The sequence below is a fragment of the Pseudomonas sp. RA_15y_Pfl2_54 genome (assembly GCF_963971015.1).
GTDB lineage: Bacteria > Pseudomonadota > Gammaproteobacteria > Pseudomonadales > Pseudomonadaceae > Aquipseudomonas > Aquipseudomonas baetica_A.
Genome location: NZ_CAXAPN010000017.1, coordinates 79,956 through 106,270, shown reverse-complemented (window position 1 = coordinate 106,270; position 26,315 = coordinate 79,956). Strand labels below are relative to the sequence as shown.

Genomic DNA, 26,315 nt, shown 5'->3' with positions numbered 1-26,315 from the left:
ATCTCCTTAAAGGGTGCCGATGCTGTCCGGTTCAAATGCTGCTGCGACCGGTGTGATGCCATTGATCAGCGGTGCGCCGAATTCGGCCTGGCTGATCTCGAACACGTCGCCCGGCTGCGTGCGAATGCTATCGGCGAACGACAGGGTCGCGGTGCCGAAGAAGTGAATGTGTACGTCGCCCGGACGCAAGAACTGGCTGTATTTGAAGTGGTGGTATTCGAGGTTGGCCAGGCTGTGGCACATGTTGGCCTCGCCGCTGAGGAATTCGTTTTGCCACAACACTTCGCCGTCACGCAGGATGCAAGTGGTGCCTGCCAAGTGTTGGGGTAGTTCACCGACGCGAAGTTCCGGACCATAACTGCAACTGCGTAATTTCGAGTGCGCCAGATACAAGTAATTCTTGCGTTCCATGACGTGGTCGGAGAACTCGTTGCCCACCGCAAAACCGAGGCGATAGGGTTTGCCGTCAGGACCGATGATGTAAAGACCGGCCATTTCCGGTTCCTCGCCGGCATCCTCGGCAAACGGCGGCAACGGGAATGGCTGGCCCGGGCGCACGACGATACTGCCGTCACCTTTGTAAAACCATTCCGGCTGTACACCGGCCTGCCCTGCCGCCGGCTTGCCGCCCTCAACGCCCCATTTGAAGATACGCATGGTGTCGGTCATGGCGGCTTCGTCGCCCGCCTGTTGATGCATCTTGTCGCGGGCCGAAGCGCTGCCCAGATGTGTCAGGCCGGTGCCGCTGACCAGCATGTGGGCCGGATCCGGGTGATCGAGTGGCGGCAGGATGCGCAGCTCGTTGAGCAACTGCGCATAGTCATGACTGATACCCAGGCCAAGGGTTTGCACTTGCTGCTCCAGCGTGCCGCCGGCTTCGATGGCCGCCAGCGCCAGATCGCGCACGGTGCGGGTATCCTGCACTTCGCGCACCACGCCTTTGTCGACGACACCGACGCGGCGCTCGCCGTTACTCAATTCGAATTGCACCAGATGCATGTTCTTCTCCTTTTAGAGCACAAATGTTGAAAACCACGCCGAACCACTGTGAGAGCGGGCTTGCTCGCTCCCACATGGGTTCTGTGCTGTTCTTTAGATTCAGGTTCGGGTAGCGCCGCGTGCGCTGGCGGCGAACTGGTCAACGGGCAGTACGTGTTTGCGCTCAAGCACTCGATACACAACACCGGTCAGGACCAACCCGAACATCATCACCCCCGAGAGGAAATACAGGCCCGACGCCAGATTCCCGGTGTATTCCTTCAACGCGCCGATCACGAACGGCCCGATGTAACCGCCAAGATTGCCCACCGAGTTGATCAACGCGATCCCTGCCGCTGCACTCGCGCCGGCAAAGAAGCGCCCCGGCAAGGTCCAGAACACCGCCGTGCAGGAAAACAGCGCAAACGCCACCAGACACAGCGCGGCCAACTGCGCCACTGGCATCGACAGCCAGGCACTGAGAAAAAGACCTATCGCGCCCAGCACATAAAGCACTGCCAGATGGCCGTAGCGATCATTCAAACGGTCTGAACTGCGCGGCACGATCAGCAAACCGATGATCCCGAAGATGTACGGCACCGATGACACGAAACCGGTCACCAGATCAGTGCCGCCAAATTGTTTGATCAGCGTCGGCAGCCACAAGCCGAGGCCATAAATGCTCAAGGTCACCGGCAGATAGAACAGCGCCAGCAGCAAGACGCGTTTGTCTTTGAGCGCATGCAGCGGATTGCCGTGACGGGTCTGGCCGTATTCCTCCAGATCTTTTTTCAGCTCACGGGTCAGCCAGTCCTTCTCGGCCTGATCCATCCACTTCACTTGCTCCGGGCCATCCGGCAACCAGCGCAGCACCGGCCAGGTCAGCAGGATTGCCGGGGTGCCGATGACGATGAACAGCCACTGCCAGCCATGCAGCCCGAGGACGCCGTCCATCCCCAGCAGGCCGCCGGAGACGGGGCCGGTGATCAGCATCGCGATGGGCTGCGAAAGAATGAACAGGCCAAGAATCTTGCCGCGATGGCGCACCGGGAACCATTGGGTGATGTAGTACAGAACGCCGGGAAAGAACCCCGCTTCTGCCGCACCGAGCAGAAAGCGCATGACATAGAAACTGTGTGGGCCCTGGACGAACGCCATGCCGATAGTGATGGCGCCCCAGGTGATCATGATCCGCGCGAACCAGCGCCGCGCGCCGAAACGCTCAAGCATCAGGTTGCTGGGGATTTCCAGCAGAAAGTAGCCGATGAAGAACAGCCCAGCACCGAGGCCATAAGCCGCATCACCGATGCCGATGTCGGCTCCCATGTGCAGTTTGGCGAAGCCGACGGCGGAGCGATCCACATAGGCAATCAGGTACAGCAGGATCAGGAAGGGGATCAGTTTCAGCGTGATGCGGCGAATAAGCCGCAGTTCCTGGCTCATGGGATCGGTCTCCGATTGTTGTTTTTATAGAACCTCGGGGGACGCCTCTCACGGAAAACCGCCAGGACCATCCCTCCGTCGAAAACGACTATATAGTAATACTAATTACCCAACAACCACTTCCAAACCGCCTAATTTGCGCTTATGTTAAGCCTCAGCTCGAACACTATAGTCATACAATAAGAGAATCGATCATGTCTGATAAGAAACCCACCCTGCGCTCGGCCCAATGGTTTGGCACGGCCGACAAGAACGGCTTCATGTACCGCAGCTGGATGAAGAATCAGGGCATCGCCGACCACCAGTTTCATGGCAAGCCGATCATCGGCATCTGCAATACCTGGTCGGAACTGACCCCGTGCAACGCGCATTTCCGCCAGATCGCGGAGCACGTCAAACGCGGGGTGATCGAGGCCGGTGGTTTCCCGGTGGAATTCCCGGTGTTCTCCAACGGCGAATCGAACTTGCGTCCCACCGCCATGCTGACACGCAACCTGGCGAGCATGGACGTCGAAGAAGCCATTCGTGGCAACCCGATTGACGGCGTGGTGTTGCTGACCGGTTGCGACAAAACCACTCCGGCGCTGCTGATGGGCGCGGCCAGTTGCGATGTGCCGGCCATCGTTGTCACCGGCGGGCCGATGCTCAACGGCAAGCACAAAGGCAAGGACATCGGCTCGGGCACCGTGGTCTGGCAGCTCAGTGAGCAGGTCAAGGCCGGCACCATCACCCTGGACGACTTCCTCGCAGCCGAGGGCGGCATGTCGCGTTCGGCGGGCACCTGCAACACCATGGGCACCGCATCGACCATGGCTTGCATGGCTGAAGCACTGGGCACTTCCTTACCGCACAACGCGGCCATCCCGGCGGTAGATGCGCGGCGGTACGTGTTGGCGCACATGTCCGGCATGCGCGCTGTGGAAATGGTGCGTGAAGATTTGAAACTGTCGAAGATCCTGACCAAGGAAGCCTTCGAAAACGCGATTCGCGTCAACGCCGCCATCGGCGGTTCGACCAACGCCGTGATCCATTTGAAAGCCATCGCCGGACGCATCGGCGTCGAACTGGAACTGGACGACTGGACGCGCATCGGTCGCGGCATGCCGACCATCGTCGACCTGCAACCTTCCGGGCGTTTTCTGATGGAAGAGTTCTATTACGCCGGGGGATTGCCAGCGGTGCTGCGCCGTCTCGGTGAGGCCAATCTGATCCCCCATCCGAACGCGCTGACAGTCAACGGCAAGTCCATTGGCGAGAACACCAAAGTCGCGCCGATCTACGGCGAAGACGAGGTCATTCGCACCCTCGACAATCCGATCCGTGCTGACGGCGGCATCTGCGTACTGCGCGGCAATCTGGCACCTCTTGGTGCCGTGCTCAAACCGTCCGCCGCCACGCCAGCGTTGATGCAGCATCGCGGCCGTGCCGTGGTGTTCGAGAACTTCGACATGTACAAGGCGCGGATCAACGACCCAGAACTGGATGTTGATGCCAACTCGATTCTGGTGATGAAAAACTGCGGGCCGAAGGGTTATCCGGGCATGGCTGAAGTCGGCAACATGGGCCTGCCGGCCAAGCTGCTGGCCGAGGGTGTGACGGACATGGTGCGCATCTCTGACGCACGGATGAGCGGCACCGCTTACGGCACGGTCGTTTTGCACGTTGCCCCGGAAGCCGCCGCCGGCGGGCCCCTGGCCACAGTGAAAGAAGGCGACTGGATCGAACTCGACTGCGCCACCGGGCGTCTGCACCTGGACATTCCGGACGCCGAACTGGCCGCGCGCATGGCTGACCTGCAACCGCCGCAGCAATTATTGGTGGGCGGTTATCGTCAGCTGTACATCGACCATGTGCTGCAGGCGGATCAGGGCTGCGATTTCGACTTCCTGGTCGGCTGCCGTGGAGCTGAAGTGCCGCGCCATTCCCATTAAAAACAAACAATCGCAGCCTTCGCCAGCGCCTGCATTGGAATGCATCCCCCTGTGGGAGCGGGCTTTCTTGAGCAAGCCCGCTCCCACATTTGATTGTCTGTCTGCCTCACGTTTGTGTCGTGCCTGCTATGATGCGCGGCATCTTAATCGCTCAGGATCGCGCCACTCCCCATGGATTACCGCAAACCTTCCGACCGCAAAAGCATGCACTCGCGCATCGTCCAGGAATTGGGCATGCAGATCGTCTCCGGACGCTTCCTGCCCGACGACAAACTGCCCGCCGAAGCCTTGCTCTGCGAGGAGTACGCGGTCAGTCGACCGGTGTTGCGCGAAGCCACGCGGGTGTTGGTGGCAAAAGGTCTGGTGTACTCCAGACCGCGCGTGGGCACGGTGGTCAAGGCGCGCCGCGAATGGCACATGCTCGACCCGGACGTGCTGCACTGGCTGATGCAAAGCAGCCCGCAGAATGAATTTTTCAATGTCCTGACCAGCGTGCGCAGCATCATCGAACCGGCCGCCGCCGCCCTCGCCGCCCAGCATGCGACCGACGCTGAGATCACCGCCATCGGCGAGGCTTACCAGCGCATGGAGGCTGCGTCGACACCGCAAGCCCTGCTGCAACCGGACCTGGATTTCCACAGCAGGATTGCCGATGCGACTCACAATGATTTGCTGGCAAATCTGTGCAACATGCTCTCGGTGGCGATTGCCGAGGCGTTGAAGCATTCGAATCAACGGCCGAACCTGCATGAATTGGCGTTGCCACGGCACAAGGCGATTCTCACCGCGATCGAGAACCGTGATGCCTTGGGTGCAAGGCATGCGACGTTGGTGCAACTGGATGATGCACGCAGTGCGCTGAGCGTAGTGCTTGGTACCGAACGCTCCTGAACACTGAAGATCGCCCGCTCCCACAGGGGGTTAGTGTGAATATCGAGATATAAAAAAAGCCGCAACCCGAAGGTTGCGGCTTTGTCGTTTCAGGCGCTCAGGTCAGTGGGCAAACAACGAATTGCCTTTCTGCCCCGCCAGCTTCTCCGGTTTGATCAGGAACTTGGCCAGTGCCGGCAGCAGCCACAGCGCACCGAACATGTTCCACAACAGCATGAAGGTCAGCATCAGGCCCATGTCGGCCTGGAACTTGATCGCCGAGAAGATCCAGGTGCACACGCCGATGGCCAGGCACAGGCCGGTGAACAGCACCGCTTTACCGGTGGATTTCAGGGTCTGGTAATAGGCTTCCTGCAACGGCAGACCGGCACGCAGGAAACTCTCCAGACGGCTGTAGATGTAGATGCCGTAGTCCACGCCGATCCCCACACCCAGCGCCACCACCGGCAAGGTCGCGACTTTCACGCCGATGCCCATGAACGCCATCAGTGCGTTGCCGAGTACCGACGTCAGCACCAGTGGCAGCACGATGCACAAGGTCGCCGCCCACGAGCGGAAGGTGATCATGCACATGACTGCCACGCAGATGTACACCAGAATCAGGATGGTCAATTCAGCCTGCTTGATGACCTCGTTGGTGGCGGCTTCGATCCCGGCGTTACCCGCCGCCAGGATGAACTCCAGACCGTCCTTATTGTTCTCCCTGGCAAATTCCTGCACCGCATGCACCGCCCGATCAAGGGTTTCAGCCTTGTGATCGTTGAGGAACACCAGCACCGGCGCTACTGAGCAACTGTTGTTGTACAGGCCATCGGCCCGTGCAATCGAGCTGTTCAGCACGTCTGGGTTGCGCGACAGGGTTTCCCATTTCAGGTTGCCCTCGTTCATGCCCTTGATCATCTGCTTGGACACGGTCACCAGCGAGATCGCCGACTGCACGCCCTCGGTGTTCTGCATCTTCCACATCAGCTCATCGATCGGTGCCATGGCTTCGTAACGCGAACAACCTTCTTTCTTGGTCTTGACCATCACCACCAGCACGTCGGAGCTGGTCGAGTAGTTGTTGATGATGAAGTTGTTGTCCTTGTTGTAGCGCGAGTCCGGACGCAACTCCGGCGCACCTTGGTCGAGGTCGCCGATTTTCAGGTTTTGGCTGTACCAGAGGCCGCCACCGAAGGCGATCAGCGCCAGAGCAACGGAGACCGGTGCGACTTTCGGGCTGGCGAAGTTCGACAGCAGGCGCCAGAAGGGATGTTCGCGGTTTGCGTCCTTCTTGCTTCTGGCAATGGCGCGTTTACTGATGCCGACATAAGAGATCGCGACCGGCAGCAGAATCAGGTTGGTGAACACGATCACGGCCACGCCGATGGACGCGCCGAAAGCCAGTTCGCGGATCACACCGATGTCGATGATCAGCAGCGTGATGAAGCCGACCGCGTCCGCGAGAATCGCGATCATCCCCGGCAGGAACAGTTGCCGGAACGTTCGCCGTGCGGCGGTCAGGGCGTTTTCTGCCTCGCTCGATTGCAGGGCGATCCCGTTGATCTTCTGCACACCGTGGGAGATGCCGATGGCGAAGATCAGGAACGGCACCAGCATCGAATACGGATCAAGCCCAAAGCCAAAGAAGTGCATCAACCCCAGTTGCCAGACCACCGCCACCAGCGTGGTGCTCAACACCGCAATGGTGCTGCGCACGCAGTTGGTGAACCACAGCAACAGGATCAGGGTGATGACGAACGCGATGCCGAAGAACAGCACCACCATCACCAGACCGTCGATCAGGTCGCCCACTTTCTTGGCGAAACCGACGATGTGGATTTTGACGTTGGGGTTTTGCGCTTCGAACTTGTCGCGGATCTTTTCTTCCAGTTCATGGGAGAACTTGCGGTAATCCAGCGCCAGCAACTTGCCCTGATCCTGCGGGTCCGGGTAGGACTCCAGCAGCGGAATGTCGACGATGCTCGACTTGAAGTCGTTGGCCACCAGACGTCCGACCTGACCGGACTTGAGCACGTTGTTGCGCAGCAGATCGAGGCTGTCCTGCGAGCCGTTGTAGCTCTGCGGAATCACTTCACCGCCGGCGAAACCCTCTTCGGTCACTTCGGTCCAGCGCACGCTAGGACTCCACAGCGACTTCAGACCGGAACGGTCTACGCCGGAGATGTAGAACACCTCGTCGTTGATCTGGCGCAGGGTCTCCATGTATTCCTTGGAGAAGATGTCGCCGTTGGTGGCCTCCACCGAAATACGCACGGTATTGCCCAGGTTCGCCAGATCGTTGCGGTGCTCCATCATCTTCTCGATGAACGGATGCTTGAGCGGGATCATTTTCTCGAAACTGGTGGACGGCCGGATCAGCGTGGCCTGCCAGAACAGAAAAATGCTCACCACCAGGCAGATCAGGATCACCACCGGGCGGTTGTTGAAAATCAGACGTTCAAGGAACGTCGCCTTATCCTGATGATGATTGCTCAAGGAAGTCATAGCCCCGCCTTCTTATTATTGATCTCGGCACCGTTTGACAGCGTGGTGTGAACACCGCCCTGCCCGGTCAGAATCAGGTTGCCGTTGCCGGCGGCGGTGACCGACGACAGCGAAATGCGATCCGGGCGATTGAACACGCTGAAGGTCTGGCCGTCGTCGCTGCTGCTGATCACCGAGCCACCGTTGCCGACGATCACGATCGAGCCGTCCTCGAGCAACGTAGCGCCGGACAGACCGAATTCCAGCGAGCCTCGCGCGGCTTTCAGCTCGACCTGTTCCCAGGTGCTGCCGAAATCCGTGGAGCGGTAGAGGTTGCCGCGCAAGCCGTAAGCGAGCAGCGTCTGGGGCTGGGCCGTGCCGATCACGCCAAACAGCGAGCCTTCATAAGGACCTTCAAGTTTTTCCCAGGTCTGCCCCTCATCGGCGGAGCGGAACATGCTGCCCGACTCGCCGACAATGAACAGCCCGGCGTCTTTCACCGCCGCGATGGCGTTGAGGTGGAACTGGTCTTCGTTGTCGAGGCGGTCGCTGATGTCTTCCCAATGCTTGCCGCCGTCGGTGGTTTCCAGCAGCGCGCCGTAGGCACCTACGGCGATACCGCTGTTGACGTCCTTGAACCAGACGTCGAGCAGCGGCGATTCGCGTTTGAGGTCTTCGAATTGTTTGGTCCAGGTCAGACCGCCGTCCTCGCTGGCGAGAATCTGCGCATCGTGGCCGACGGCCCAGCCATGTTTGTCGTCGACAAAGTACACAGCGGTCAGCAGTTGCCGGCTCGGCACCTTGGCCTGGGTCCAGGACTTGCCCTGGTCATCGGAATAGAGAATGTGCCCACGATCCCCGACGGCCACCAATCGGGCGCCGGCATGGACGACGTCAAGCATCAGGCTTTTTGCGGCTTTGGCTGATTCGAGGGCATACACCACGTCGGCTGGCGCCTCGGCGGCGATCACGGGTGCCGACACGCTGGCGAAGCCCAGCATGGAGAGTGCTGTGACCAGCAACGCGGTGTTGCGAAACGCCGGCGGGCGGCAACGACTCATAGACCTTCCCCTATTTATTATTGTTAGGCCGTTTGGCCTTCAAGGGCGCCGCAAGGGTGCTCCGGTGATGACTGGTCAGAAGCATAGTCCTGAAACCCGCCATCCAGAGCCCCTTCGGAAGCTGGCTCATCCTATCGGGCTTTCGAAACGTCTGACAATCGGCGCCACGTTATCTTTTGTTAACCAGATACAGGCTCCTGTCGCCAGTGATTTGCATTGTGGGAGGGGGCTTGCTCCCGAAGGCGATGTGGATGCGCCGATTTCGCGAGCAAGCTCCCTCGCACAGGGTTAGTGGTGTTTTGGGGATTTGTGGCTGTAGGTGAATGCATGGCCATTCGCCGGATGGATGCGGCAAAAGTTACCGAGGGGACTTGCACGATTGGTATTATGGTATACCATCAGACGCACAGACACTCTCAATCCCCCTACGGAGCAGCTCATGAGTTTCGAAATTCGCAAGATCGTCAGCTATGTCGAAGAAACCTTCATCGAAGGCGGCAAAGCCACCGACACGCCGGTGACCATGGTCGGCCTCGCTGTTGTGATGAAAAACCCTTGGGTGGGTAACGGCTTTGTCGAAGACCTGAAACCGCAGATCCGCGCCAACTGCTCCGACCTCGGCGCCATGATGGTCGAGCGTCTGGTCGGCCTCATTGGCGGCGCAGAAAAAATCGAGGCCTACGGCAAGGCTGCCGTGGTGGGTGCTGACGGCGAAATCGAACACGCCTCCGCCGTGATCCACACCCTGCGCTTCGGCAACCACTACCGCGAAGCGGTCAAAGCCAAGAGCTACCTGAGCTTCACCAACAAGCGCGGCGGCCCGGGCACTTCGATTCAGATTCCGATGATGCACAAGGACGACGAAGGCCTGCGTTCGCACTACATCACCTTGGAAATGCAGATCGAAGACGCACCGCGCGCCGACGAAATCGTCGTGGTGCTGGGTTGCGCCGACGGTGGCCGCCTGCACCCGCGCATCGGCAACCGTTACATCGATCTGGAAGAACTGGCCGCCGAAAAAGCCCAGTAATCACAATAAAAAGGCATTGCAGGAGCGCTCCATGATTCGGCTCACCGCTGAACTCACCCCGGCTGGCACCAGTTATCTGGCGACCGGCGAAGGCCAGCCCGTGGTCTTGATCCACGGCGTGGGCCTGAACAAAGAAATGTGGGGCGGCCAGATCGTCGGCCTCGCCACGCAATATCGGGTGGTCGCTTACGACATGCTTGGCCATGGCGCCAGCCCGCGACCGGCCAGCGGTACCGACCTGCTCGGTTACGCCGATCAGTTGCTGGAGCTGCTCGATCACCTCAACCTGCCGCATGCAGCGGTGATCGGCTTCTCGATGGGCGGTCTGGTGGCGCGGGCCTTTGCGCTGCATTACCCGCAGCGCCTGCAAAGCCTGGTCGTGCTCAACAGCGTGTTCAATCGCAGCGAAGAGCAGCGCGCCGGCGTCATTGCGCGCACCGCTCAAGCCGCCGAACACGGTCCGGACGCCAATGCCGAAGCCGCGCTGTCGCGCTGGTTCAGCCGCGAATATCAGGCCGCCAACCCGGCGCAGATCGCCGCGATCCGCCAGACCCTGGCCGGCAATGACCCACAGGGTTACCTGACCACCTACGAACTGTTCGCAACGCAGGACATGTACCGCGCCGACGACCTGAGCAGCATTCAGGCGCCGACGCTGATCGCCACGGGCGAGCTCGACCCCGGTTCGACCCCGGAAATGGCCGAGCAACTGGCCCGCCGCATCCCCGGCGCGAAGGTTGCCGTGCTGGCGGAACAACGGCATATGATGCCCGTAGAGTCGCCGCGTCTGGTCAACCAGACGCTGTTGGAATTTCTCGAATTCGCACACTCCCGACAAAACCATATAAAGGGGATCGTTGCATGACACTCGCACGCTTCCAGATGTGCATCGGCGCAGAATGGGTCGATGCCCTCAGCGGCAAGACTTTCCAAAGCCTCAATCCGGCCCTGGCCGAACCTTGGGCTGAACTGCCTGACGCAGATGAGGCCGACGTCGAACGCGCTGTGCAATCAGCGCAAAGCGCGTTCGACAGCCCTGCCTGGCGCGGTCTGACCGCCACCGCGCGCGGCAAACTGCTGCGCCGCCTCGGTGACTTGATCGCCGAGAACAAAGAGCAACTGGCGCAGCTGGAAAGCCGCGACAACGGCAAACTGATCCGTGAAACCCGGGGTCAGGTGGGTTATCTGCCGGAATTCTTCCACTACACCGCCGGTTTGGCTGACAAGCTCGAAGGCGGCACCTTGCCGCTGGACAAGCCCGACCTGTTCGCCTACACGGTTCACGAAGCCATGGGCGTGGTCGCGGCGATCATTCCCTGGAACAGCCCGCTGTACCTGACCGCGATCAAACTGGCGCCGGCGCTCGCCGCCGGTAACACCATCGTGATCAAGCCGTCAGAGCACGCGTCGGCGACCATCCTTGAACTGGCGCGTCTGGCCCTCGAAGCCGGGATTCCGCCAGGCGTGGTCAACGTTGTGACCGGTTACGGCCCGAGCACCGGCGCCGCCCTTACCCGCCATCCGCTGATCCGCAAGATCGCCTTCACCGGCGGCGCGGCCACGGCCCGGCATGTGGTGCGCAGCAGCGCCGAGAACTTCGCCAAGCTGTCGCTGGAACTGGGCGGCAAGTCGCCGAACATCATTTTTGCCGACGCCGATCTCGACAGCGCGATCAACGGCGCGATTGCCGGGATCTATGCGGCCTCGGGCCAGAGCTGTGTGTCCGGTTCGCGATTGTTGGTGCAGGACGAGATTTACGACGAGTTTGTCAGTCGTCTGGTCGACCGCGCCCAGCGCATCCGCATCGGCAACCCGCAGGAAGACAGCAGCGAAATGGGCCCAATGGCCACCGCGCAGCAACTGGCAGTGGTTGAAGGGCTGGTCGCCGACGCCATCGCCGAGGGCGCGCGTTTGCGGACCGGCGGCAAGCGGCCGGCTGATCTTGGCGAGGGCTGGTTCTACGAACCGACGCTGTTCGAGTGCGACCGCAATTCGATGAAGATCATGCAGGAAGAAGTCTTTGGCCCAGTGGCGTCGGTCATCCGTTTCAAGGACGAGGCCGAAGCGCTGGCGATCGCCAACGACTCGCAATTCGGACTCGCCGCCGGCATCTGGACGCGCGATCTGGGCCGCGCCCATCGCCTGGCGCGCGACGTGCGTTCGGGGATCATCTGGGTCAACACCTACCGCGCCGTTTCAGCGATGGCACCGATAGGCGGCTTCAAGAACAGTGGCTATGGACGCGAAAGCGGCATCGACTCGGTGCTGGCCTACACCGAACTGAAAACGGTGTGGATCAACCTCTCTCAGGCGCCAATGCCTGATCCGTTTGTGATGCGCTAGGAGTCCTGCGACATGATCGAACCCGGCATTTACAAAGACGTCATGAGCTCGTTTCCGTCCGGCGTCACGGTGGTCACCACCCTCGATCCGGATGGCGCCATCGTCGGCATCACCGCCAGCGCCTTCAGTGCGCTGTCGATTGATCCGGCGCTGGTGCTGTTCTGCCCCAATTACGCTTGCGACACCTACCCCGTGCTGCGTGACAGCAAGAAATTCGCAATCCATTTGCTGTCCGCCGAGCAGACCGCTGAAGCCTACGCCTTCGCCGGTAAAGGCAAGGACAAAGCCAAAGGCATCGAGTGGCACTTGAGCGAACTCGGGAATCCGATTCTCGCCAAAGCCACCGCAATCATCGAGTGCGAGTTGTGGCGTGAATACGACGGTGGCGACCACGCGATCATCGTTGGCGCGGTGAAAAATCTGATCCTGCCAGCGCAACCGGTAACGCCGATGATTTATCACAAGGGCAAGCTGGGCGCCCTGCCCACCTTGGCCTGACGGATACACATTGTTCCCAATGTGGAAGCGGGCCTGCTCGCGAAGGCATCGTGTCAGTCGACATCAATGTCGAATGATCCACCGCATTCGCGAGCAAGCCCGCTCCCACAGGGAGAAACAGGGTGATTGGAGGAATGATGAGTCACGAAAAGTACGAAAAAGGCCTGAAGATCCGCACTCAGGTTTTGGGCGAAGCCTATGTGCAACGCTCAATAGAGAACGCCGACGACTTCACCCGTCCGCTGCAGGAAATGGTCACCGAATACTGCTGGGGTCATGTCTGGGGTCGCGAAGGTCTGTCGCTCAAAGAACGCAGCATGATCAACCTGGCGATGATCTCGGCGCTTAACCGCCCGCATGAACTCAAGCTGCATGTACGTGGCGCCTTGCGTAACGGCCTGAGTCGTGAGCAAATACGCGAAATTCTGCTTCAGGTCGGCATTTATTGCGGCGTCCCGGCGGCCGTGGACAGTTTCCGGCTCGCCCGTGAAGCCTTCGCCGAAGCCGACGCCGAGGCCTCCAGTTAACCCCTCGGCTGTTTAGATGCCCGTCTGGCATGGACAGCCAACTTAAAGAGCGGATCCCATGAAACGCCAGCCACTCGACGACAGCTTCAAGGTCAATCGCAACCCCGTTACCCTGCGCGAAATCGTGCTGGATAAACTGCGTAGCGCGATCATGAATTTCCAGCTCATGCCAGGCGATCGTCTGGTTGAACGCGATCTGTGCGATCGCCTGGGCGTGAGCCGCACGTCGGTGCGCGAAGCCTTGCGTCACCTTGAATCCGAAGGCCTGGTGGAATTCGCTGACGCCAAGGGCCCGCGTGTCGCCATCATCACCCTGGCCGACGCCGTCGATATCTACGAACTGCGTTGCGTGCTGGAAGGCCTGATCGTTCAACTGTTCACCCTGCGCGCCAAAGCCAAGGACATCAAAGCCCTGGAAAAAGCCCTCGAAGAGAACCGCAAGGCGCTCAAGGACGGCGAGCTGCAACAGGTGATCGACTCGGTACAAGGCTTCTACGACGTCCTGCTCGAAGGCTCCGGCAACCACGTTGCGGCCACGCAATTGCGCCAGTTGCAGGCACGCATCAGCTACCTGCGGGCGACGTCGGTGTCCCAGGAAAACCGTCGTGGCGCCAGTAATCAGGAAATGGAAAAAATGGTCGCGGCAATCAAGAGCGGCGACCCGCTGCTGGCGCATCAGGCCTGCGTTGATCACGTCCGCGCTGCCGCGACGGTCGCCCTCGATTACCTCAAGCGCAAACAGGAAGAGACCGGCGCAACTCCCGCGATCACCCTGCCCATCGCGCTGAAAGAACCGCGCATAGGTCACTGACATGTCCAGCCCGAGCTTTTGCCCGAAATGCGGTGGCCCTGACCTCGGTCAGCAGGTGCCGCCGGGTGATACGCACGAGCGCCTGATGTGCCGCGGCTGCGGCTACATCCACTACGTCAATCCGAAGATCATTGCCGGCTGCATCATCGAGCAGGACGGCAAATACCTCTTGTGCCAACGAGCGATACCACCGCGTCCGGGCACCTGGACGTTGCCAGCGGGCTTCATGGAAAGCGGCGAGACCACCGAGGAGGCGGCGCTGCGCGAAGTCTGGGAAGAAAGCGGCGTGCGCGCGGAAATCGTCTCGCCCTATTCGATCTTCAGCGTGCCGAAGATCAGCGAGGTGTACATCATCTTCCGCGCCCTCGCGCTGGAGATCACCGGCCAGTTCGGCCCCGAGACCCTGGACTACAAGTTCTTCGCCCCCGAAGACATCCCGTGGGAGCAGATCTACTACCCGGCGATCCGGCAGATCCTCGAACGCTACATCGAGGAACGCCAGGCCGGGGTGTATGGGATCTACATGGGCAACGACGACAGCGGCAAGATTCATTTCATCCGCTGACGATCACCGTCGCCCCCACAGGGGATTTGTGGTGATTCTCAAAGTGGCGCCACGCCCTCGACGATGATGATTTCTGCCCTCGCCCATTCCTCGCGGTAGCGCTTCGCCTCCTGATACGCCGCCGAGCGATAGCACGCCACGGCCTGCTCGTAGCTGTCGAACTCGATCACCACGCAGCGCTGTGGCGTCTGCCGCCCCTCCATCGCTTCGCTGCGCCCGCCTCTGGCTAAGAACTTCGCACCAAACTCGGCGAACGCTTTCGGGGCGCGTTGGGTGTATTGGCTGTAGTGATCGGGATCGGTGATGTCCACGAGAGCAATCCAGTACGCCTTCATAGTGACCTCTTGGTTGAATTTGTATTATGGTATACCACGAATTACATCCACATCGAGAGTCCAGCATGGCCTTCAACAGCATCGAAGAAATCATCGAAGATTATCGCCTCGGCAAAATGGTCCTGCTTGTCGATGACGAAGACCGGGAAAACGAAGGCGACCTGTTGCTGGCCGCCGACCGTTGCACGCCCGAAGCGATCAGCTTCATGGCCCGTGAGGCCCGGGGGCTGATTTGCCTGACATTGACCGACGATCATTGCCAACGCCTGGGGCTTGAACAGATGGTGCCGAGCAACGGCAGCGTGTTCAGCACCGCGTTCACGGTTTCCATCGAAGCGGCGGTCGGCGTGACCACCGGCATTTCCGCCGCTGACCGCGCCCGTACGGTCGCCGCCGCTGTCGCCAGAGACGCCCGCGCCGAAGACCTTGTGCAGCCCGGGCATATCTTCCCGCTGCGCGCCAAGGAAGGAGGCGTGCTGACCCGCGCCGGTCACACCGAAGCAGGTTGCGATCTGGCCCGCCTCGCCGGTTTTACCCCGGCATCCGTCATTGTTGAAGTAATGAACGATGACGGCACCATGGCCCGTCGCCCGGATCTGGAAGTGTTCGCGCGCAAGCACGGGATCAAGATCGGCACCATCGCCGACCTGATCCACTATCGCCTGAGCACCGAGCACACCATCGAACGCATCGGTGAGCGCGAATTGCCGACGGTGCATGGCACGTTCCGATTGATCACGTTTGAAGACCGTATCGAAGGCGGCGTGCACATGGCGATGGTCATGGGCGATTTGCGCCGCGAAGCGCCGACGCTGGTGCGCGTGCATGTGATCGATCCGCTACGCGATCTGGTCGGCGCCGAGTACAGCGGGCCGAGCAACTGGACATTATGGGCGGCGCTGCAGCGGGTCGCGGCCGAGGGCCACGGCGTTGTCGTGGTGTTGGCCAATCATGAGTCGTCCCAGGCTTTGCTGGAGCGTGTACCGCAACTGACTCAACCACCCCGACAGTTCAGCCGGTCGCAATCGCGGATTTATTCGGAAGTGGGAACCGGGGCTCAGATTCTGCAGAACCTTGGTGTGGGCAAGTTGCGCCATCTCGGCCCGCCACTGAAGTATGCAGGCCTGACCGGGTATGACCTGGAGGTGGTCGAGAGCATCCCGTTCACCGAATAATCCACGCCAAACACAATTCCAACTGTGGGAGGGGGCTTGCTCCCGAAGGCGATGTATCAGTCGACATCAATGTTCAATGGCCGACCGCGTTCGGGAGCAAGCCCCTTCCCACAAGGGTTTTGCATTTCCCGATCGTCATCTCACGGCCCCAAAAAGGACATTCGCCAGATAACCGGTAAGGCAAAGTGCTTGCACAAAGTTTGGAATACCATAATATGATATTCCATAGACCGGACATTCCAAAGAACGTCCATCTACTGCTCCCCGATAGGCGGGCAACAACGCAAGCCCGCTCAAAAACACAACAATGAGGGCGTAAAAATGGTGTTGAACAAAGCTGCAACCGCAATCCTTTTTGCCGGACTGCTGAGCGTCACCGGCCAGGCCGCCATGGCCGCCGAGAGCGTGAATTTTGTCAGTTGGGGCGGAAGCACCCAGGATGCGCAGAAACAGGCCTGGGCTGACCCGTTCAGCAGGGCCAGCGGCATCACTGTCGTGCAGGACGGTCCGACCGACTACGGCAAACTCAAAGCCATGGTCGAAAGCGGCAACGTGCAATGGGACGTGGTCGATGTCGAAGCCGATTTCGCCCTGCGCGCCGCCGCTGAAGGGCTGCTCGAACCCCTCGATTTCAACGTCATTCAGCGCGACAAGATCGACCCACGCTTTGTCAGCGATTACGGCGTCGGCTCGTTCTTCTTCTCCTTCGTCCTCGGCTACAACGAAGGCAAGCTCGGCGCTGCCAAGCCGCAAGACTGGACGGCGCTGTTCGACACCAAGACCTACCCCGGCAAACGCGCCCTGTACAAATGGCCAAGCCCCGGCGTGCTCGAACTGGCGCTGCTGGCCGATGGCGTACCCGCCGACAAGCTCTACCCGCTGGACCTGGATCGCGCCTTCAAGAAACTCGACACCATCAAGAAAGACATCGTCTGGTGGGGCGGCGGCGCGCAGTCGCAGCAACTGTTGGCCTCGGGTGAAGTCAGCATGGGTCAGTTCTGGAACGGCCGCATTCACGCCCTGCAAGAAGATGGCGCGCCGGTGGGTGTGAGCTGGAAGCAGAATCTGGTCATGGCTGACATTCTGGTGATTCCAAAAGGCTCGAAAAACAAGGACGCGGCGATGAAGTTCCTGGCCAACGCCAGCAGTGCCAAAGGCCAGGCCGACTTCTCCAACCTGACCGCTTACGCCCCGGTCAACGTCGACAGCGTGGCGCGCCTGGATTCGGTGCTGGCCCCGAACCTGCCGACTGCCTACGCTAAGGATCAGATCACTCTCGACTTCGCGTACTGGGCCAAAAACGGCCAGGCCATCGCGACACGGTGGAACGAATGGCTGGTCAAATGAAAATGGCGGCCACTGCGTCCCGTCCCTCCACTGCCACCGGGAGCGCCGCAAGCGCTGCCGGCTCGGCCGCAGGACAAAAGGCGATTGCGATGCCGCAAGCCCCCTCCCTCAGACAACGCTGGCGCGGCGCCGGCAACCTCGTCCCGGCGCTGCTGTTCCTCGGCCTGTTCTTTCTGGCGCCGTTGATTGGTTTGCTGTTGCGCGGTGTGCTCGAACCCACCCCGGGCCTTGGCAACTATGAACAACTGTTCGCCAACTCGGCGTATGCCCGCGTGCTGCTCAACACCTTTTCAGTGGCCGGGCTGGTGACGCTGTTCAGTCTGTTGCTGGGCTTCCCGCTGGCCTGGGCGATCACCTTGGTGCCGCGCGGCTGGGGTCGCTGGATCCTCAACATCGTGTTGCTGTCGATGTGGACCAGCCTCCTCGCCCGCACCTATTCGTGGCTGGTGCTGCTGCAAGCCTCAGGGGTGATCAACAAGGCTTTGATGGCGCTGGGCATCATCGATCAGCCGCTGGAAATGGTGCATAACCTGACCGGCGTGGTGATCGGCATGAGCTACATCATGATTCCGTTCATCGTGCTGCCATTGCAGGCGACCATGCAGGCCATCGACCCGATGATCCTGCAGGCCGGCTCGATTTGCGGGGCCAGCCCATGGACCAACTTCTTGCGGGTGTTCCTGCCCCTGTGCAGGCCCGGGCTGGCGTCCGGTGGGTTGATGGTGTTTGTGATGTCGCTCGGTTACTACGTCACCCCGGCGCTGCTGGGCGGAGCGCAGAACATGATGCTGCCGGAGTTCATCATTCAGCAGGTGCAATCGTTCCTCAACTGGGGCCTGGCCAGTGCCGGCGCCGCGTTGCTGATCGCCATCACCCTGGTGCTGTTTTACTTCTACCTGAAGCTTCAGCCGGAATCCCCGGTTGGCGCCAGTAACGCGAGGTAAGCCGAGATGCTCCTGACTCCCAATGCCATGAGCCGCCGGATGCGTTTCGGGCTCTACACCACCACCGGGCTGATCGGTTTGTTTCTGCTGTTGCCGATCGTGTTCATTGTCCTGCTGTCGTTCGGCTCGTCCCAATGGCTGGTGTTCCCGCCACCGGGGTGGACACTGAAATGGTACGGCCAGTTCTTCTCCAACCCCGACTGGATGAATGCGGCACTCGCCAGCCTCAAGGTGGCGGTGCTGACGACCGTCTGCGCCGTGATCCTCGGTCTGCCGACAGCGTTTGCCTTGGTACGTGGGCGCTTTCCCGGCCGGGAATTGCTCTATGGCCTGTTCACTCTGCCGATGATCGTGCCGCTGGTGATCATCGCCGTGGCGGTGTACGCGCTGTTCCTCAAACTCGGTTACACCGGGACGATGTTTGCCTTTGTGGTCAGCCATGTGATCGTCGCGTTGCCGTTCACCATCATCTCGATCATCAACTCGCTGAAGCTGTTCGATCAGTCGATCGAAGACGCGGCAGTGATCTGCGGCGCCTCACGCCTGCAAGCGGTGCTCAAGGTGACGTTCCCGGCGATTCGTCCGGGCATGGTCGCCGGCGCCCTCTTCGCCTTCCTCGTTTCGTGGGATGAAGTGGTGCTCAGCGTGATGATGGCCAGCCCGACCCTGCAAACCCTTCCCGTGAAAATGTGGACCACCCTGCGCCAGGACCTGACACCGGTGATCGCCGTCGCTTCGACGCTGCTGATCGGCCTGTCGGTATTGGTCATGGTGATCGCCGCCGCCCTGCGCCGGCGCAACAACATCAGCGCCTGAGCGCCCAGGAGTACGACATGAGTGCCGTGATCAAAGACGCATCCCAGCAGAACGACAACCCCCTGGTCAGCCTGCGCAACCTGAACAAGCACTACGGCGACTTTGCCGCCGTGGACAACATCTCCCTGGACATCAAGGACGGTGAATTCCTCACCTTCCTCGGCTCCAGCGGTTCCGGAAAAAGTACGACACTGTCGATGCTCGCCGGTTTCGAAACCCCGAGCAGCGGCGAGATCCTCGTCAACGGCCAGTCGCTGGTCAATGTGCCGCCGCACAAGCGCGACATCGGCATGGTGTTTCAGCGTTACTCGCTGTTCCCGCACCTGTCGGTGCGCGACAACATCGCCTTCCCGTTGGCGATCCGCAAACTCGCTGCGGCCGAACGCGACAAGCGTGTCGATGCGATGCTCAAACTGGTGCAACTTGAACAGTTCGCTCATCGCCGCCCTTCGCAACTGTCCGGCGGCCAGCAACAGCGTGTCGCCATCGCCCGGGCGCTGGTCTATGAGCCACGCATTCTGCTGATGGACGAACCGCTGGGTGCGCTGGACAAAAAACTGCGCGAAGACCTGCAAGACGAACTGCGCCAACTGCATCGTCGGTTGGGCATCACCATCGTTTACGTGACCCACGATCAGGAAGAAGCCATGCGGTTGTCCCAACGCATTGCGATTTTCAGTCACGGCAAGATCGTTGGTTTGGGCAGCGGGTATGACCTGTATCAGAATCCGCCGAACGCGTTTGTCGCCTCGTTCCTCGGCAATTCGAACTTCCTCAAACTCAAGGCGCAGGGCAATGCGGCCGCGAGTTTTGAAGGGCAGCCGCTGTCGATCCGACTGACCGCAGGCCTGCACACTGATCAGGATGTGCTGCTGATGGTACGCCCGGAAAAAGCCTTGGCGCTGAGCGTGCAGCAAGCGAGCGATGAGCCGTTGATGGGGGGGTGGAATGAGGTGTCAGCGACGGTGGTTGAAGTGCTGTTTCTCGGCGAGAGCCAGACCTGCAGCGTGGTGACCTCGGGCGGGACGTCGATGACCGTCAAAGCGCTGTCGGCGGCGGGCATGCCACTCAAGGCGGGGGATCCGGTACGCGTACGCTGGGCCACCGCCGATGCCTGCGTCTACACCGAATGGAGCGAAAGCGACCTGAACAAAGCCGCCGGCGCTCACTAAACGCATCAACACCCTACAAATCCCCCTGTGGGGCGAATCCAAAAAACCGTCCATCGCCGGTCAAATCTGTGGGAGCGGGCTTGCTCGCCGCCACAGGTTTTGTGGCCCTCAGTTAATCGCGGCAAAACCCTCAATCTGATCCGGCCACGGCGTCAACACTTCAAACCCGCTTTCCGTCACCGCCACCATGTGCTCCCATTGCGCGGATAACGAACCGTCCTTGGTCAGTACAGTCCAGCCGTCCGGCATGTTCTTCACATGACGTTTACCCGCGTTCAGCATCGGTTCGATGGTGAAAATCATCCCGGCCTTGAGCTTCATGCCTTGATTGGGAAAACCGTAATGCAGGATCTGCGGCTCATCGTGGTAGACCTTGCCGATTCCGTGCCCGCAATACTCGCGCACCACACTGAAGCCTTCCTTCTCCGCCAGGCTCTGGATCGCATGGCCGATATCACCCAGGGTCGCACCCGGACGCACCGTGCGAATGCCGGCGCACATGGCGTCGTAAGTGGTCTTGATCAAGTGCTGCGCCTGCGGCGTCGCTTCACCCACCACATACATGCGGCTGGTATCGCCGAACCAACCGTCCTTGATCACCGCGATGTCGAGGTTGACGATGTCGCCATCCTTCAACGGTGTGCCCGATGGAATGCCGTGGCACACCGCGTCGTTGACCGAGGCGCAGACCGTTTTTGGAAAGCCGTGATAACCGACATTGGCCGGAACCGCTTTCTGTACGTTGACGATGTAGTCATTGCACAGCCGATCCAGTTCATCCGTGGTCACGCCAGCCTTGACGTGCGGCACCAGCATCGCCAGCACTTCGGCGGCGAGCTTGCCGGCGACGCGCGATTGAGCGATCTCGGCCCGGGTATTGATCTTGATCTGGTTTCTCATGCGGTGACGGCTTCCTGAGTCAGTGTTTGCAAATCCAGCCCACCGTTCTGCTCGGCGCGGATGAGCAAGCGGCAAATGGCGCTGTGATCGAGGTTGGGGTGCAACTCGGCGAGCATGCCGATGCGCATCCAGTGCTCGGCCTGCGCGTTGATCGAGCGGCTGAGGGCGTTACTGGAGATGCGCAGATTCTCGTGCATGTCTTCTGAAATCTTTACGATGCCCATGGCAAAATCCGATACGAAATGTATACGGATCATATATTAGTCATCGGAGTAAACGAAACCATTGCGCCGAACATTGACGACACAATCCATTCCCAAATGCATGACTAATCTGAATCAGACACGCTTCAACGCCTGCTTATGCGCATACATCGCGCCATCCGCATCCGCCAGCAGCCGATCCACAGTGTCATGGCGCTTGGCGTCGTACTCGATCTGGCCGACGCTGAAGCGAATCGCATAACCACGCTGCAACATGGCGTTGCGCTCCTGGAGAATCTCGTTGAGTCGCGCCATGATCGCCGTGGTTTCGACGTGACTGGAGCCTGTCAGCAAGGCGACAAATTCATCGCCGCCCAATCGCCCGACCACGTCGCTCTCACGAAAGGCAATGCGCAGCACGTCGGCAAAGGTCTTGAGCGCACTGTCACCCTCGGCATGACCATAGAGATCGTTGATCTGCTTGAAGTCATTGAGGTCGAAGAAAAGCAGCGTCGCCGGCCTGTTCAGCCGTGCGCAAGCATCCAGCGCGTGCTGGGCCAACTGCATGAACCCACGGCGATTGGACAACAGCGTCAACTCGTCCATGCTCGCGATCTGTACCGCCATCAACTCCTGCTCGGCCATACCAGCCAGGTCACGCAGTAGCGCACGTTCTTCGTCATCGAGTTCACGGGGTTTGGTGTCGATCAGGCAAAGCGTGCCCATCTTGTTGCCATTGGGCACGGTCAGCGGGTAGCCGGCGTAGAAGCGAACGTTCGGTTCGCCCGTGACCAGTGGGTTGTCATGGAAACGCTCGTCCTGGCGGGCGTCGGGCACCAGCAACAAATCGTCCTTGAGAATCACATGACCGCAGAATGAGACGTCCCTGGGCGTTTGCGTGACCTCCAGCCCGACACAAGACTTGAACCACTGCCGATCCTTGTCGACCAGTGTCACCAGGGCAATCGGCACATTGAACAGGCGCCTGGCCAGTCGCGTCAGTCGATCGAAACGCTCCTCCGGAGCAGAATCGAGAAGGTTGAGTCCGTGCAGCGCTTGAATGCGCGCGTCTTCATTGGCGGTTTTTCCTGGGACCAGCATTCGCACACTCCATTGGCATCCATACACTTCAGCGTAGCGCTAATTCAGCAACGGCTCAGATTCTCATCCCCCCGCCACCGGACACGGCCCGCCGGCATCGGCCCAGAGCTTGAACTGGTTCACGAATAGGTCGTGGGGCACCGGCACCGGCGCACGCCCTGCCCCGGGGTTCCAGCCCCATAGCACCAGTTTGTCCTCGCTGACGTGTTTGATCAGCGCGGCAAAATCGCGATCACCGTTGCTCGAACGGTCCTTGATCATCGCGCAGAGTTTGTCCGCTGGCAGGCCAATCCAGGCCATTTTGTGCGCCGCCGGCGGGAGGCTCCAGTGCGGCGCACCGGGAGGCGCATGGGGGCCGTAACTGGCGGGCGGATTGCTTTGGGCGTGACACGTTGCGCACGGCAAACCGGCGGCGCCCTTGCCGTCCATGCCCCGCACCACGTTCATCGCGTGGGGCGTGCCGGCATCGAATTGCAAGGGTGAATCCCCGGGAATGTGGCAGTTCTGGCAACGCGGGCTCTGGAATACTTTCTGAATGGTGTCGAACGCCTTCAAGGCTTGCTGATCATCGGCGAACAGTTGCGAGGTGTATCCACCTGCACCCATCAGAACCAGTGCGCCCAACAGCAGATGTCGTTTCATCTCACACCCCCGACAATTGCAGCGGCAATTGGCGCAGTCGCTGCCCGGTCAAAGCAAACACGGCGTTGGCCACCGCCGGTGCGGTCGGCGGCACACCCGCCTCGCCGATGCCGCCGGGTTTATCGTGGCTGGGCACGATATGCACCTCAACCACCGGCATTTCGTTGAGCCGCAGCACCTGATAGTCGTGATAGTTGGACTGCGTGACCATGCCGTCCTTGAGCGTGAGTTTGCTGTGCAGCGCCATGCCCAGACCGAAGGTGATGCACGACTCCATCTGCGCCGCGATGCTCTGTGGATTGACCGCGATCCCGCAATCCACCGCGCACACTACGCGATGCACACGAATGGCCAGATCGTCCTGAGAAACCTCGGCCACTTGCGCCACATAGCTGCCAAACGATTCGTGCACCGCCACGCCCAAGGCATGCCCGTCCGGCAGCGGCGCCGACCAGTTGGCCTTCTCCACCGCCAGATTCAGCACGCCGAGATGCCGTGGATGCGCCTTGAGCAACGTGCGGCGGTAGTCGACCGGATCCTTGCCTGCCGCAGCGGCCATTTCGTCGATCAACGACTCCATGACAAACCCGGTGTGGCTGTGCCCCACTGAGCGTAACCACAGCACATTGATCCCGGTCTGCGGCGAATGCAGTTCAACCTGATGATGGGCCAGACCTTTGACGTAAGGGCTGTCGGCCACGCCCTCAACCGACGTCGGGTCGATGCCGTTCTTGACCATGGTCGCCTCCATCAGCGTACCGGTCATGATCGATTGCCCGACCAGCACATGCTGCCAGCTCAACGGCATGCCATCGGCTCCCAGCCCTATACGCGCCTGATGCAGGAACATCGAGCGGTAATAACCGCCGCGAATGTCATCCTCGCGCGACCATACGGTTTTCACCGGCATGCCCGCCGCTTTCGCCACCTCCACCGCTTCGGCCACAAAATCGGAGGTTGGATTGGCCCGACGACCAAAACCGCCGCCAAGGAATTCGGTGTGGATTTCGACCTGCTCGGGTTTAAGTCCGGTGATCTTGCCGGCAATCATTTGGTCCAGCGTCTGAAATTGCGTACCGGTCCAGATTTCACACTTCTGGGCGCTGATCTTCACCGTGCAATTGAGCGGCTCCATCGGCGCGTGAGCCAGGTATGGCACGCTGTACTCAACGTCGATCTTTTTCGCCGCTTTACCGAAGTTGCCCATGGCATCCCCGGCCTGACTGGCCGACGTGCCCGGTGTGGCGGCCAGTTTGCGAAAGCGCTCCAGCACGTTCTCGCTGCTCAGGTCTGCGTGCGGCCCCAGGTCCCAATCGACTTTCAGCGCATCACGGCCCAGTTTCGCCGCCCAATAATGCTCGGCGATCACGGCCACCCCGGTCGGCACTTGCACCACTTTATGCACGCCCGGCACGGCCAGCGCTTCGGCGCCCTCGAAGGATTTGACGCGGGCACCGAATACCGGCGCTCGGGCAACCATCGCCGTCATCAACCCTTCAAACTGCACGTCCATGCCGAACCTGGCGCGGCCGGTGATCTTCTCTGGGGTATCGAGGCGTTTCGTGGGTTTGCCGATGACCTTCCAGTCCTTGGCCTCTTTAAATGTAATGGATTTCGGATCGGGCACCGGCAATTGCCCGGCGGCGTCCGCCAACTCGCCGTAAGTGGCGCGTTTATCGCCAGCGATCACCACGCCCGACTCGGTGCGAATCGTCGAAGGCGCCACGTCAAAACGCTTGGCCGCCGCCTCAACCAGCATTTGCCGCGCCGTAGCGCCCGCCAGCCGATAGCGGTCGAACTCCATCCAGGTCGAGGTCGAGCCGCCGGTAATCTGCATGCCGCCAAAACCGGGTAGACCGTAATCGGCGGCCGAGGCTGGCGAGTGTTCGACGCGAATCTTCGACCAGTCGGCCTCCAGCTCTTCGGCGATCAGCATGGTCAGCCCGGTCCAGATGCCCTGCCCCATCTCCGAATGCCCAAGCAGCACGGTGACGCTGTTGTCCGGCGCAATGCGCAGGAACGCATTGGGCGCAAAGACCTTGCCTTCATTCTCCGCCGCCAACGCAAAACGATGGGCGCCGGGCACCACAAACGCCACCACCAGACCGCCGCCCAACATGGCACTGCCTTTGAGAAAACCCCGACGCGATACGGGACTGTTCATGGTCTGTCTCCCCGTCTGGTTCAACCGATTTCGGACGCACGTTTGACCGCGGCGCGAATTCTTGGATAAGTGCCGCAACGGCAGATATTGCCGGAGAGCGCCTGATCGATATCGCAGTCGGTGGGTTTGGGGATTTTCGCCAATAGGGCTGCGGCGGACATGATCTGCCCGGACTGACAATAACCGCACTGCACCACATCCAGTTCTGCCCAGGCTTGCTGCACCGGGTGCGAGCCGTCCGTGGACAGGCCTTCGATGGTGAGGATTTTCTGCCCATGGGCGACGGCGGTGGCCGGGGTGATACAGGCGCGCAACGGCGCACCGTCGACATGCACGGTGCAGGCGCCGCACTGGGCCATGCCGCAGCCGAATTTGGTACCGGTCAGGTGCGCGATATCGCGCAGAACCCAGAGCAACGGCATGTCCGCGGGGACATCGAGCTCCTGATCCTTGCCATTGATATTCAGGGTCAGCATCGGGGATTTTCCTCAGACTCACGGTGTTCTGAAGGGGCGTCGCTGCGGCCGCGAAGCCTGCGCACGCTTGGGCTTATCCCATTGAGCTAAGCGCAATTTGCGTTTTAGGCCAGATGCGGCGACCACCGGTCATGCATGCGTGCTCTGAATGGTGAGGGTGTCGCAGACTCTCGCTAACCCACATTCCCTCTGCGTAAACATCATTGCGTCAGCGCGTTTAAATGACACTCCGCGTTACGCCATACAGGCTACAAAACCTTGCGCCGTTACCTACGCGTACGCCAGAATCCGCCGGCTTACACGGCTGTGGGGCGGGTTGTATCGTTTCCCTGTCACTGCAAAACAGTGATCGGGTTTGGTAGCCCGTCTGTAATGGTCGTGTGGCAACACCTTGTGCAGTCTTTCATATGGTGGTCATGCGTGGGGCTCCTTTGCGAGCGCCGGGTTCCTATTGCAGCCGGTCTACCAACCCGCGTATGGCCGCCACCCTCGTTTG

25 protein-coding genes are annotated in these 26,315 nt (G+C 60.5%); 14 read left to right on the top strand and 11 right to left on the bottom strand.

From position 1 onward, the window contains the following. Nucleotides 1-6 precede the first annotated feature (6 nt). On the bottom strand, nt 7-999 hold the full coding sequence (araD1, locus tag AACY50_RS14500; RefSeq protein WP_339538764.1) for an AraD1 family protein: 993 nt from the start codon (nt 997-999) through the stop codon (nt 7-9). A 99-nt stretch (nt 1,000-1,098) separates the two neighbouring features. After that, complete coding sequence (locus AACY50_RS14495) at nt 1,099-2,421, bottom strand: MFS transporter (protein WP_339466132.1); 1,323 nt, start codon at nt 2,419-2,421, stop codon at nt 1,099-1,101. Between the two features lie 194 nt (nt 2,422-2,615). Here AACY50_RS14495 and AACY50_RS14490 point away from each other — a divergent pair, with 194 nt between their 5' ends. Together AACY50_RS14490 and AACY50_RS14485 are read left to right on the top strand one after the other, a co-directional pair. Further along, the gene (locus tag AACY50_RS14490) at nt 2,616-4,352 is read left to right on the top strand and encodes an IlvD/Edd family dehydratase (RefSeq protein WP_339538762.1); all 1,737 of its coding nucleotides are present in this window, start codon (nt 2,616-2,618) and stop codon (nt 4,350-4,352) included. Nucleotides 4,353-4,523: 171 nt separating this feature from the next. Continuing rightward, entirely contained in the window at nt 4,524-5,243 is a 720-nt protein-coding gene (locus AACY50_RS14485) for a FadR/GntR family transcriptional regulator (protein WP_339433193.1), read from the top strand. Between the two features lie 102 nt (nt 5,244-5,345). Here the strand turns inward: AACY50_RS14485 and AACY50_RS14480 are convergent, their stop codons facing one another. Together AACY50_RS14480 and AACY50_RS14475 are read right to left on the bottom strand one after the other, a co-directional pair. After that, nucleotides 5,346-7,730, bottom strand: coding sequence for an efflux RND transporter permease subunit (locus AACY50_RS14480; RefSeq protein ID WP_339433194.1), 2,385 nt, complete (start codon nt 7,728-7,730; stop codon nt 5,346-5,348). Beyond that, nucleotides 7,727-8,770, bottom strand: coding sequence for a WD40/YVTN/BNR-like repeat-containing protein (locus AACY50_RS14475; protein WP_339538761.1), 1,044 nt, complete (start codon nt 8,768-8,770; stop codon nt 7,727-7,729). Before AACY50_RS14475 ends, AACY50_RS14480 begins: the two co-directional genes overlap by 4 nt. 439 nt (nt 8,771-9,209) lie before the next feature. Between AACY50_RS14475 and AACY50_RS14470 the strand changes: the two genes are divergently transcribed. The 7 genes from AACY50_RS14470 to AACY50_RS14435 all read left to right on the top strand — a co-directional run bounded on the left by AACY50_RS14470 (nt 9,210) and on the right by AACY50_RS14435 (nt 14,544). Next, nucleotides 9,210-9,800 carry an amino acid synthesis family protein gene (locus tag AACY50_RS14470; protein WP_339433196.1) on the top strand — a complete coding sequence of 197 codons (591 nt, stop codon included), beginning with the start codon at nt 9,210-9,212 and terminating at the stop codon, nt 9,798-9,800. Nucleotides 9,801-9,831: 31 nt separating this feature from the next. Further along, entirely contained in the window at nt 9,832-10,665 is an 834-nt protein-coding gene (locus AACY50_RS14465) for an alpha/beta fold hydrolase (RefSeq protein ID WP_339538760.1), read from the top strand. After that, nucleotides 10,662-12,143, top strand: a complete 1,482-nt coding sequence (locus AACY50_RS14460) for an aldehyde dehydrogenase (RefSeq protein WP_339538758.1) — start codon at nt 10,662-10,664, stop codon at nt 12,141-12,143. The genes AACY50_RS14465 and AACY50_RS14460 overlap by 4 nt, the downstream gene beginning before the upstream one ends. Before the next feature lie 12 nt (nt 12,144-12,155). Continuing rightward, nucleotides 12,156-12,641 (top strand): flavin reductase family protein, encoded by a 486-nt coding sequence (locus tag AACY50_RS14455; RefSeq protein WP_339538757.1) that lies wholly within the window; start codon nt 12,156-12,158, stop codon nt 12,639-12,641. A 137-nt stretch (nt 12,642-12,778) separates the two neighbouring features. Next, nucleotides 12,779-13,168: a carboxymuconolactone decarboxylase family protein gene (locus tag AACY50_RS14445; RefSeq protein WP_339433200.1), complete on the top strand. Its 390-nt coding sequence runs from the start codon at nt 12,779-12,781 to the stop codon at nt 13,166-13,168. 58 nt (nt 13,169-13,226) lie between these two features. Next, nucleotides 13,227-13,979 carry a GntR family transcriptional regulator gene (locus AACY50_RS14440; protein WP_339433201.1) on the top strand — a complete coding sequence of 251 codons (753 nt, stop codon included), beginning with the start codon at nt 13,227-13,229 and terminating at the stop codon, nt 13,977-13,979. A 1-nt stretch (nt 13,980) separates the two neighbouring features. Further along, nucleotides 13,981-14,544 (top strand): NUDIX hydrolase, encoded by a 564-nt coding sequence (locus AACY50_RS14435; RefSeq protein WP_339433202.1) that lies wholly within the window; start codon nt 13,981-13,983, stop codon nt 14,542-14,544. A 38-nt stretch (nt 14,545-14,582) separates the two neighbouring features. Here AACY50_RS14435 and AACY50_RS14430 read toward each other — a convergent pair whose 3' ends face one another. Continuing rightward, complete coding sequence (locus tag AACY50_RS14430) at nt 14,583-14,879, bottom strand: DUF1330 domain-containing protein (protein ID WP_339538756.1); 297 nt, start codon at nt 14,877-14,879, stop codon at nt 14,583-14,585. Between the two features lie 65 nt (nt 14,880-14,944). On the opposite strand from AACY50_RS14430, the gene ribBA reads away from it, so the two are divergent. From ribBA to AACY50_RS14405, 5 genes are all read left to right on the top strand, one after another. Beyond that, nucleotides 14,945-16,054: a bifunctional 3,4-dihydroxy-2-butanone-4-phosphate synthase/GTP cyclohydrolase II gene (gene ribBA / locus AACY50_RS14425; protein WP_339433204.1), complete on the top strand. Its 1,110-nt coding sequence runs from the start codon at nt 14,945-14,947 to the stop codon at nt 16,052-16,054. A gap of 321 nt (nt 16,055-16,375) precedes the next feature. Continuing rightward, complete coding sequence (locus AACY50_RS14420) at nt 16,376-17,401, top strand: ABC transporter substrate-binding protein (RefSeq protein ID WP_339433205.1); 1,026 nt, start codon at nt 16,376-16,378, stop codon at nt 17,399-17,401. Beyond that, a complete protein-coding gene (locus AACY50_RS14415) occupies nt 17,398-18,345 on the top strand; it encodes an ABC transporter permease (protein WP_339433253.1) in 948 nt (315 codons plus the stop codon). The genes AACY50_RS14420 and AACY50_RS14415 overlap by 4 nt, the downstream gene beginning before the upstream one ends. Nucleotides 18,346-18,351: 6 nt before the next feature. Beyond that, nucleotides 18,352-19,161 carry an ABC transporter permease gene (locus AACY50_RS14410; protein ID WP_339433206.1) on the top strand — a complete coding sequence of 270 codons (810 nt, stop codon included), beginning with the start codon at nt 18,352-18,354 and terminating at the stop codon, nt 19,159-19,161. Nucleotides 19,162-19,178: 17 nt separating this feature from the next. Then, nucleotides 19,179-20,333, top strand: a complete 1,155-nt coding sequence (locus tag AACY50_RS14405) for an ABC transporter ATP-binding protein (protein WP_339433207.1) — start codon at nt 19,179-19,181, stop codon at nt 20,331-20,333. Between the two features lie 108 nt (nt 20,334-20,441). On the opposite strand, the gene map is transcribed toward AACY50_RS14405, so the two are convergent. From map to AACY50_RS14375, 6 genes are all read right to left on the bottom strand, one after another. Further along, nucleotides 20,442-21,233, bottom strand: coding sequence for a type I methionyl aminopeptidase (gene map, locus AACY50_RS14400; RefSeq protein WP_339433208.1), 792 nt, complete (start codon nt 21,231-21,233; stop codon nt 20,442-20,444). Next, nucleotides 21,230-21,457 carry a ParD-like family protein gene (locus tag AACY50_RS14395; RefSeq protein WP_221734137.1) on the bottom strand — a complete coding sequence of 76 codons (228 nt, stop codon included), beginning with the start codon at nt 21,455-21,457 and terminating at the stop codon, nt 21,230-21,232. The genes map and AACY50_RS14395 overlap by 4 nt, the downstream gene beginning before the upstream one ends. A gap of 114 nt (nt 21,458-21,571) precedes the next feature. Next, on the bottom strand, nt 21,572-22,537 hold the full coding sequence (locus AACY50_RS14390; protein ID WP_339433209.1) for a sensor domain-containing diguanylate cyclase: 966 nt from the start codon (nt 22,535-22,537) through the stop codon (nt 21,572-21,574). A 63-nt stretch (nt 22,538-22,600) separates the two neighbouring features. Beyond that, nucleotides 22,601-23,179, bottom strand: a complete 579-nt coding sequence (locus AACY50_RS14385; RefSeq protein WP_339433210.1) for a hypothetical protein — start codon at nt 23,177-23,179, stop codon at nt 22,601-22,603. Nucleotide 23,180: 1 nt separating this feature from the next. Further along, complete coding sequence (locus AACY50_RS14380; protein WP_339538755.1) at nt 23,181-25,343, bottom strand: xanthine dehydrogenase family protein molybdopterin-binding subunit; 2,163 nt, start codon at nt 25,341-25,343, stop codon at nt 23,181-23,183. Nucleotides 25,344-25,363: 20 nt separating this feature from the next. Next, the gene (locus tag AACY50_RS14375) at nt 25,364-25,819 is read right to left on the bottom strand and encodes a (2Fe-2S)-binding protein (protein WP_339538754.1); all 456 of its coding nucleotides are present in this window, start codon (nt 25,817-25,819) and stop codon (nt 25,364-25,366) included. Nucleotides 25,820-26,315: the final 496 nt, after the last annotated feature.

Excerpts from the sequence above, each read along its gene's own strand:
- AACY50_RS14440 (WP_339433201.1), top strand. The coding sequence starts at position 13,227 with ATGAAACGCCAGCCACTCGACGACAGCTTCAAGGTCAATCGCAACCCC.
- AACY50_RS14420 (WP_339433205.1), top strand. The coding sequence starts at position 16,376 with ATGGTGTTGAACAAAGCTGCAACCGCAATCCTTTTTGCCGGACTGCTG.
- map (WP_339433208.1), bottom strand. The coding sequence starts at position 21,233 with ATGAGAAACCAGATCAAGATCAATACCCGGGCCGAGATCGCTCAATCG.
- ribBA (WP_339433204.1), top strand. The coding sequence starts at position 14,945 with ATGGCCTTCAACAGCATCGAAGAAATCATCGAAGATTATCGCCTCGGC.
- AACY50_RS14380 (WP_339538755.1), bottom strand. The coding sequence starts at position 25,343 with ATGAACAGTCCCGTATCGCGTCGGGGTTTTCTCAAAGGCAGTGCCATG.
- AACY50_RS14405 (WP_339433207.1), top strand. The coding sequence starts at position 19,179 with ATGAGTGCCGTGATCAAAGACGCATCCCAGCAGAACGACAACCCCCTG.
- AACY50_RS14475 (WP_339538761.1), bottom strand. The coding sequence starts at position 8,770 with ATGAGTCGTTGCCGCCCGCCGGCGTTTCGCAACACCGCGTTGCTGGTC.
- AACY50_RS14410 (WP_339433206.1), top strand. The coding sequence starts at position 18,352 with ATGCTCCTGACTCCCAATGCCATGAGCCGCCGGATGCGTTTCGGGCTC.
- AACY50_RS14415 (WP_339433253.1), top strand. The coding sequence starts at position 17,398 with ATGAAAATGGCGGCCACTGCGTCCCGTCCCTCCACTGCCACCGGGAGC.
- AACY50_RS14430 (WP_339538756.1), bottom strand. The coding sequence starts at position 14,879 with ATGAAGGCGTACTGGATTGCTCTCGTGGACATCACCGATCCCGATCAC.
- AACY50_RS14490 (WP_339538762.1), top strand. The coding sequence starts at position 2,616 with ATGTCTGATAAGAAACCCACCCTGCGCTCGGCCCAATGGTTTGGCACG.
- AACY50_RS14460 (WP_339538758.1), top strand. The coding sequence starts at position 10,662 with ATGACACTCGCACGCTTCCAGATGTGCATCGGCGCAGAATGGGTCGAT.
- AACY50_RS14390 (WP_339433209.1), bottom strand. The coding sequence starts at position 22,537 with ATGCTGGTCCCAGGAAAAACCGCCAATGAAGACGCGCGCATTCAAGCG.
- AACY50_RS14495 (WP_339466132.1), bottom strand. The coding sequence starts at position 2,421 with ATGAGCCAGGAACTGCGGCTTATTCGCCGCATCACGCTGAAACTGATC.
- AACY50_RS14455 (WP_339538757.1), top strand. The coding sequence starts at position 12,156 with ATGATCGAACCCGGCATTTACAAAGACGTCATGAGCTCGTTTCCGTCC.
- AACY50_RS14385 (WP_339433210.1), bottom strand. The coding sequence starts at position 23,179 with ATGAAACGACATCTGCTGTTGGGCGCACTGGTTCTGATGGGTGCAGGT.
- AACY50_RS14465 (WP_339538760.1), top strand. The coding sequence starts at position 9,832 with ATGATTCGGCTCACCGCTGAACTCACCCCGGCTGGCACCAGTTATCTG.
- AACY50_RS14480 (WP_339433194.1), bottom strand. The coding sequence starts at position 7,730 with ATGACTTCCTTGAGCAATCATCATCAGGATAAGGCGACGTTCCTTGAA.
- AACY50_RS14485 (WP_339433193.1), top strand. The coding sequence starts at position 4,524 with ATGGATTACCGCAAACCTTCCGACCGCAAAAGCATGCACTCGCGCATC.
- AACY50_RS14395 (WP_221734137.1), bottom strand. The coding sequence starts at position 21,457 with ATGGGCATCGTAAAGATTTCAGAAGACATGCACGAGAATCTGCGCATC.
- AACY50_RS14375 (WP_339538754.1), bottom strand. The coding sequence starts at position 25,819 with ATGCTGACCCTGAATATCAATGGCAAGGATCAGGAGCTCGATGTCCCC.
- AACY50_RS14470 (WP_339433196.1), top strand. The coding sequence starts at position 9,210 with ATGAGTTTCGAAATTCGCAAGATCGTCAGCTATGTCGAAGAAACCTTC.
- AACY50_RS14435 (WP_339433202.1), top strand. The coding sequence starts at position 13,981 with ATGTCCAGCCCGAGCTTTTGCCCGAAATGCGGTGGCCCTGACCTCGGT.
- AACY50_RS14445 (WP_339433200.1), top strand. The coding sequence starts at position 12,779 with ATGAGTCACGAAAAGTACGAAAAAGGCCTGAAGATCCGCACTCAGGTT.
- araD1 (WP_339538764.1), bottom strand. The coding sequence starts at position 999 with ATGCATCTGGTGCAATTCGAATTGAGTAACGGCGAGCGCCGCGTCGGT.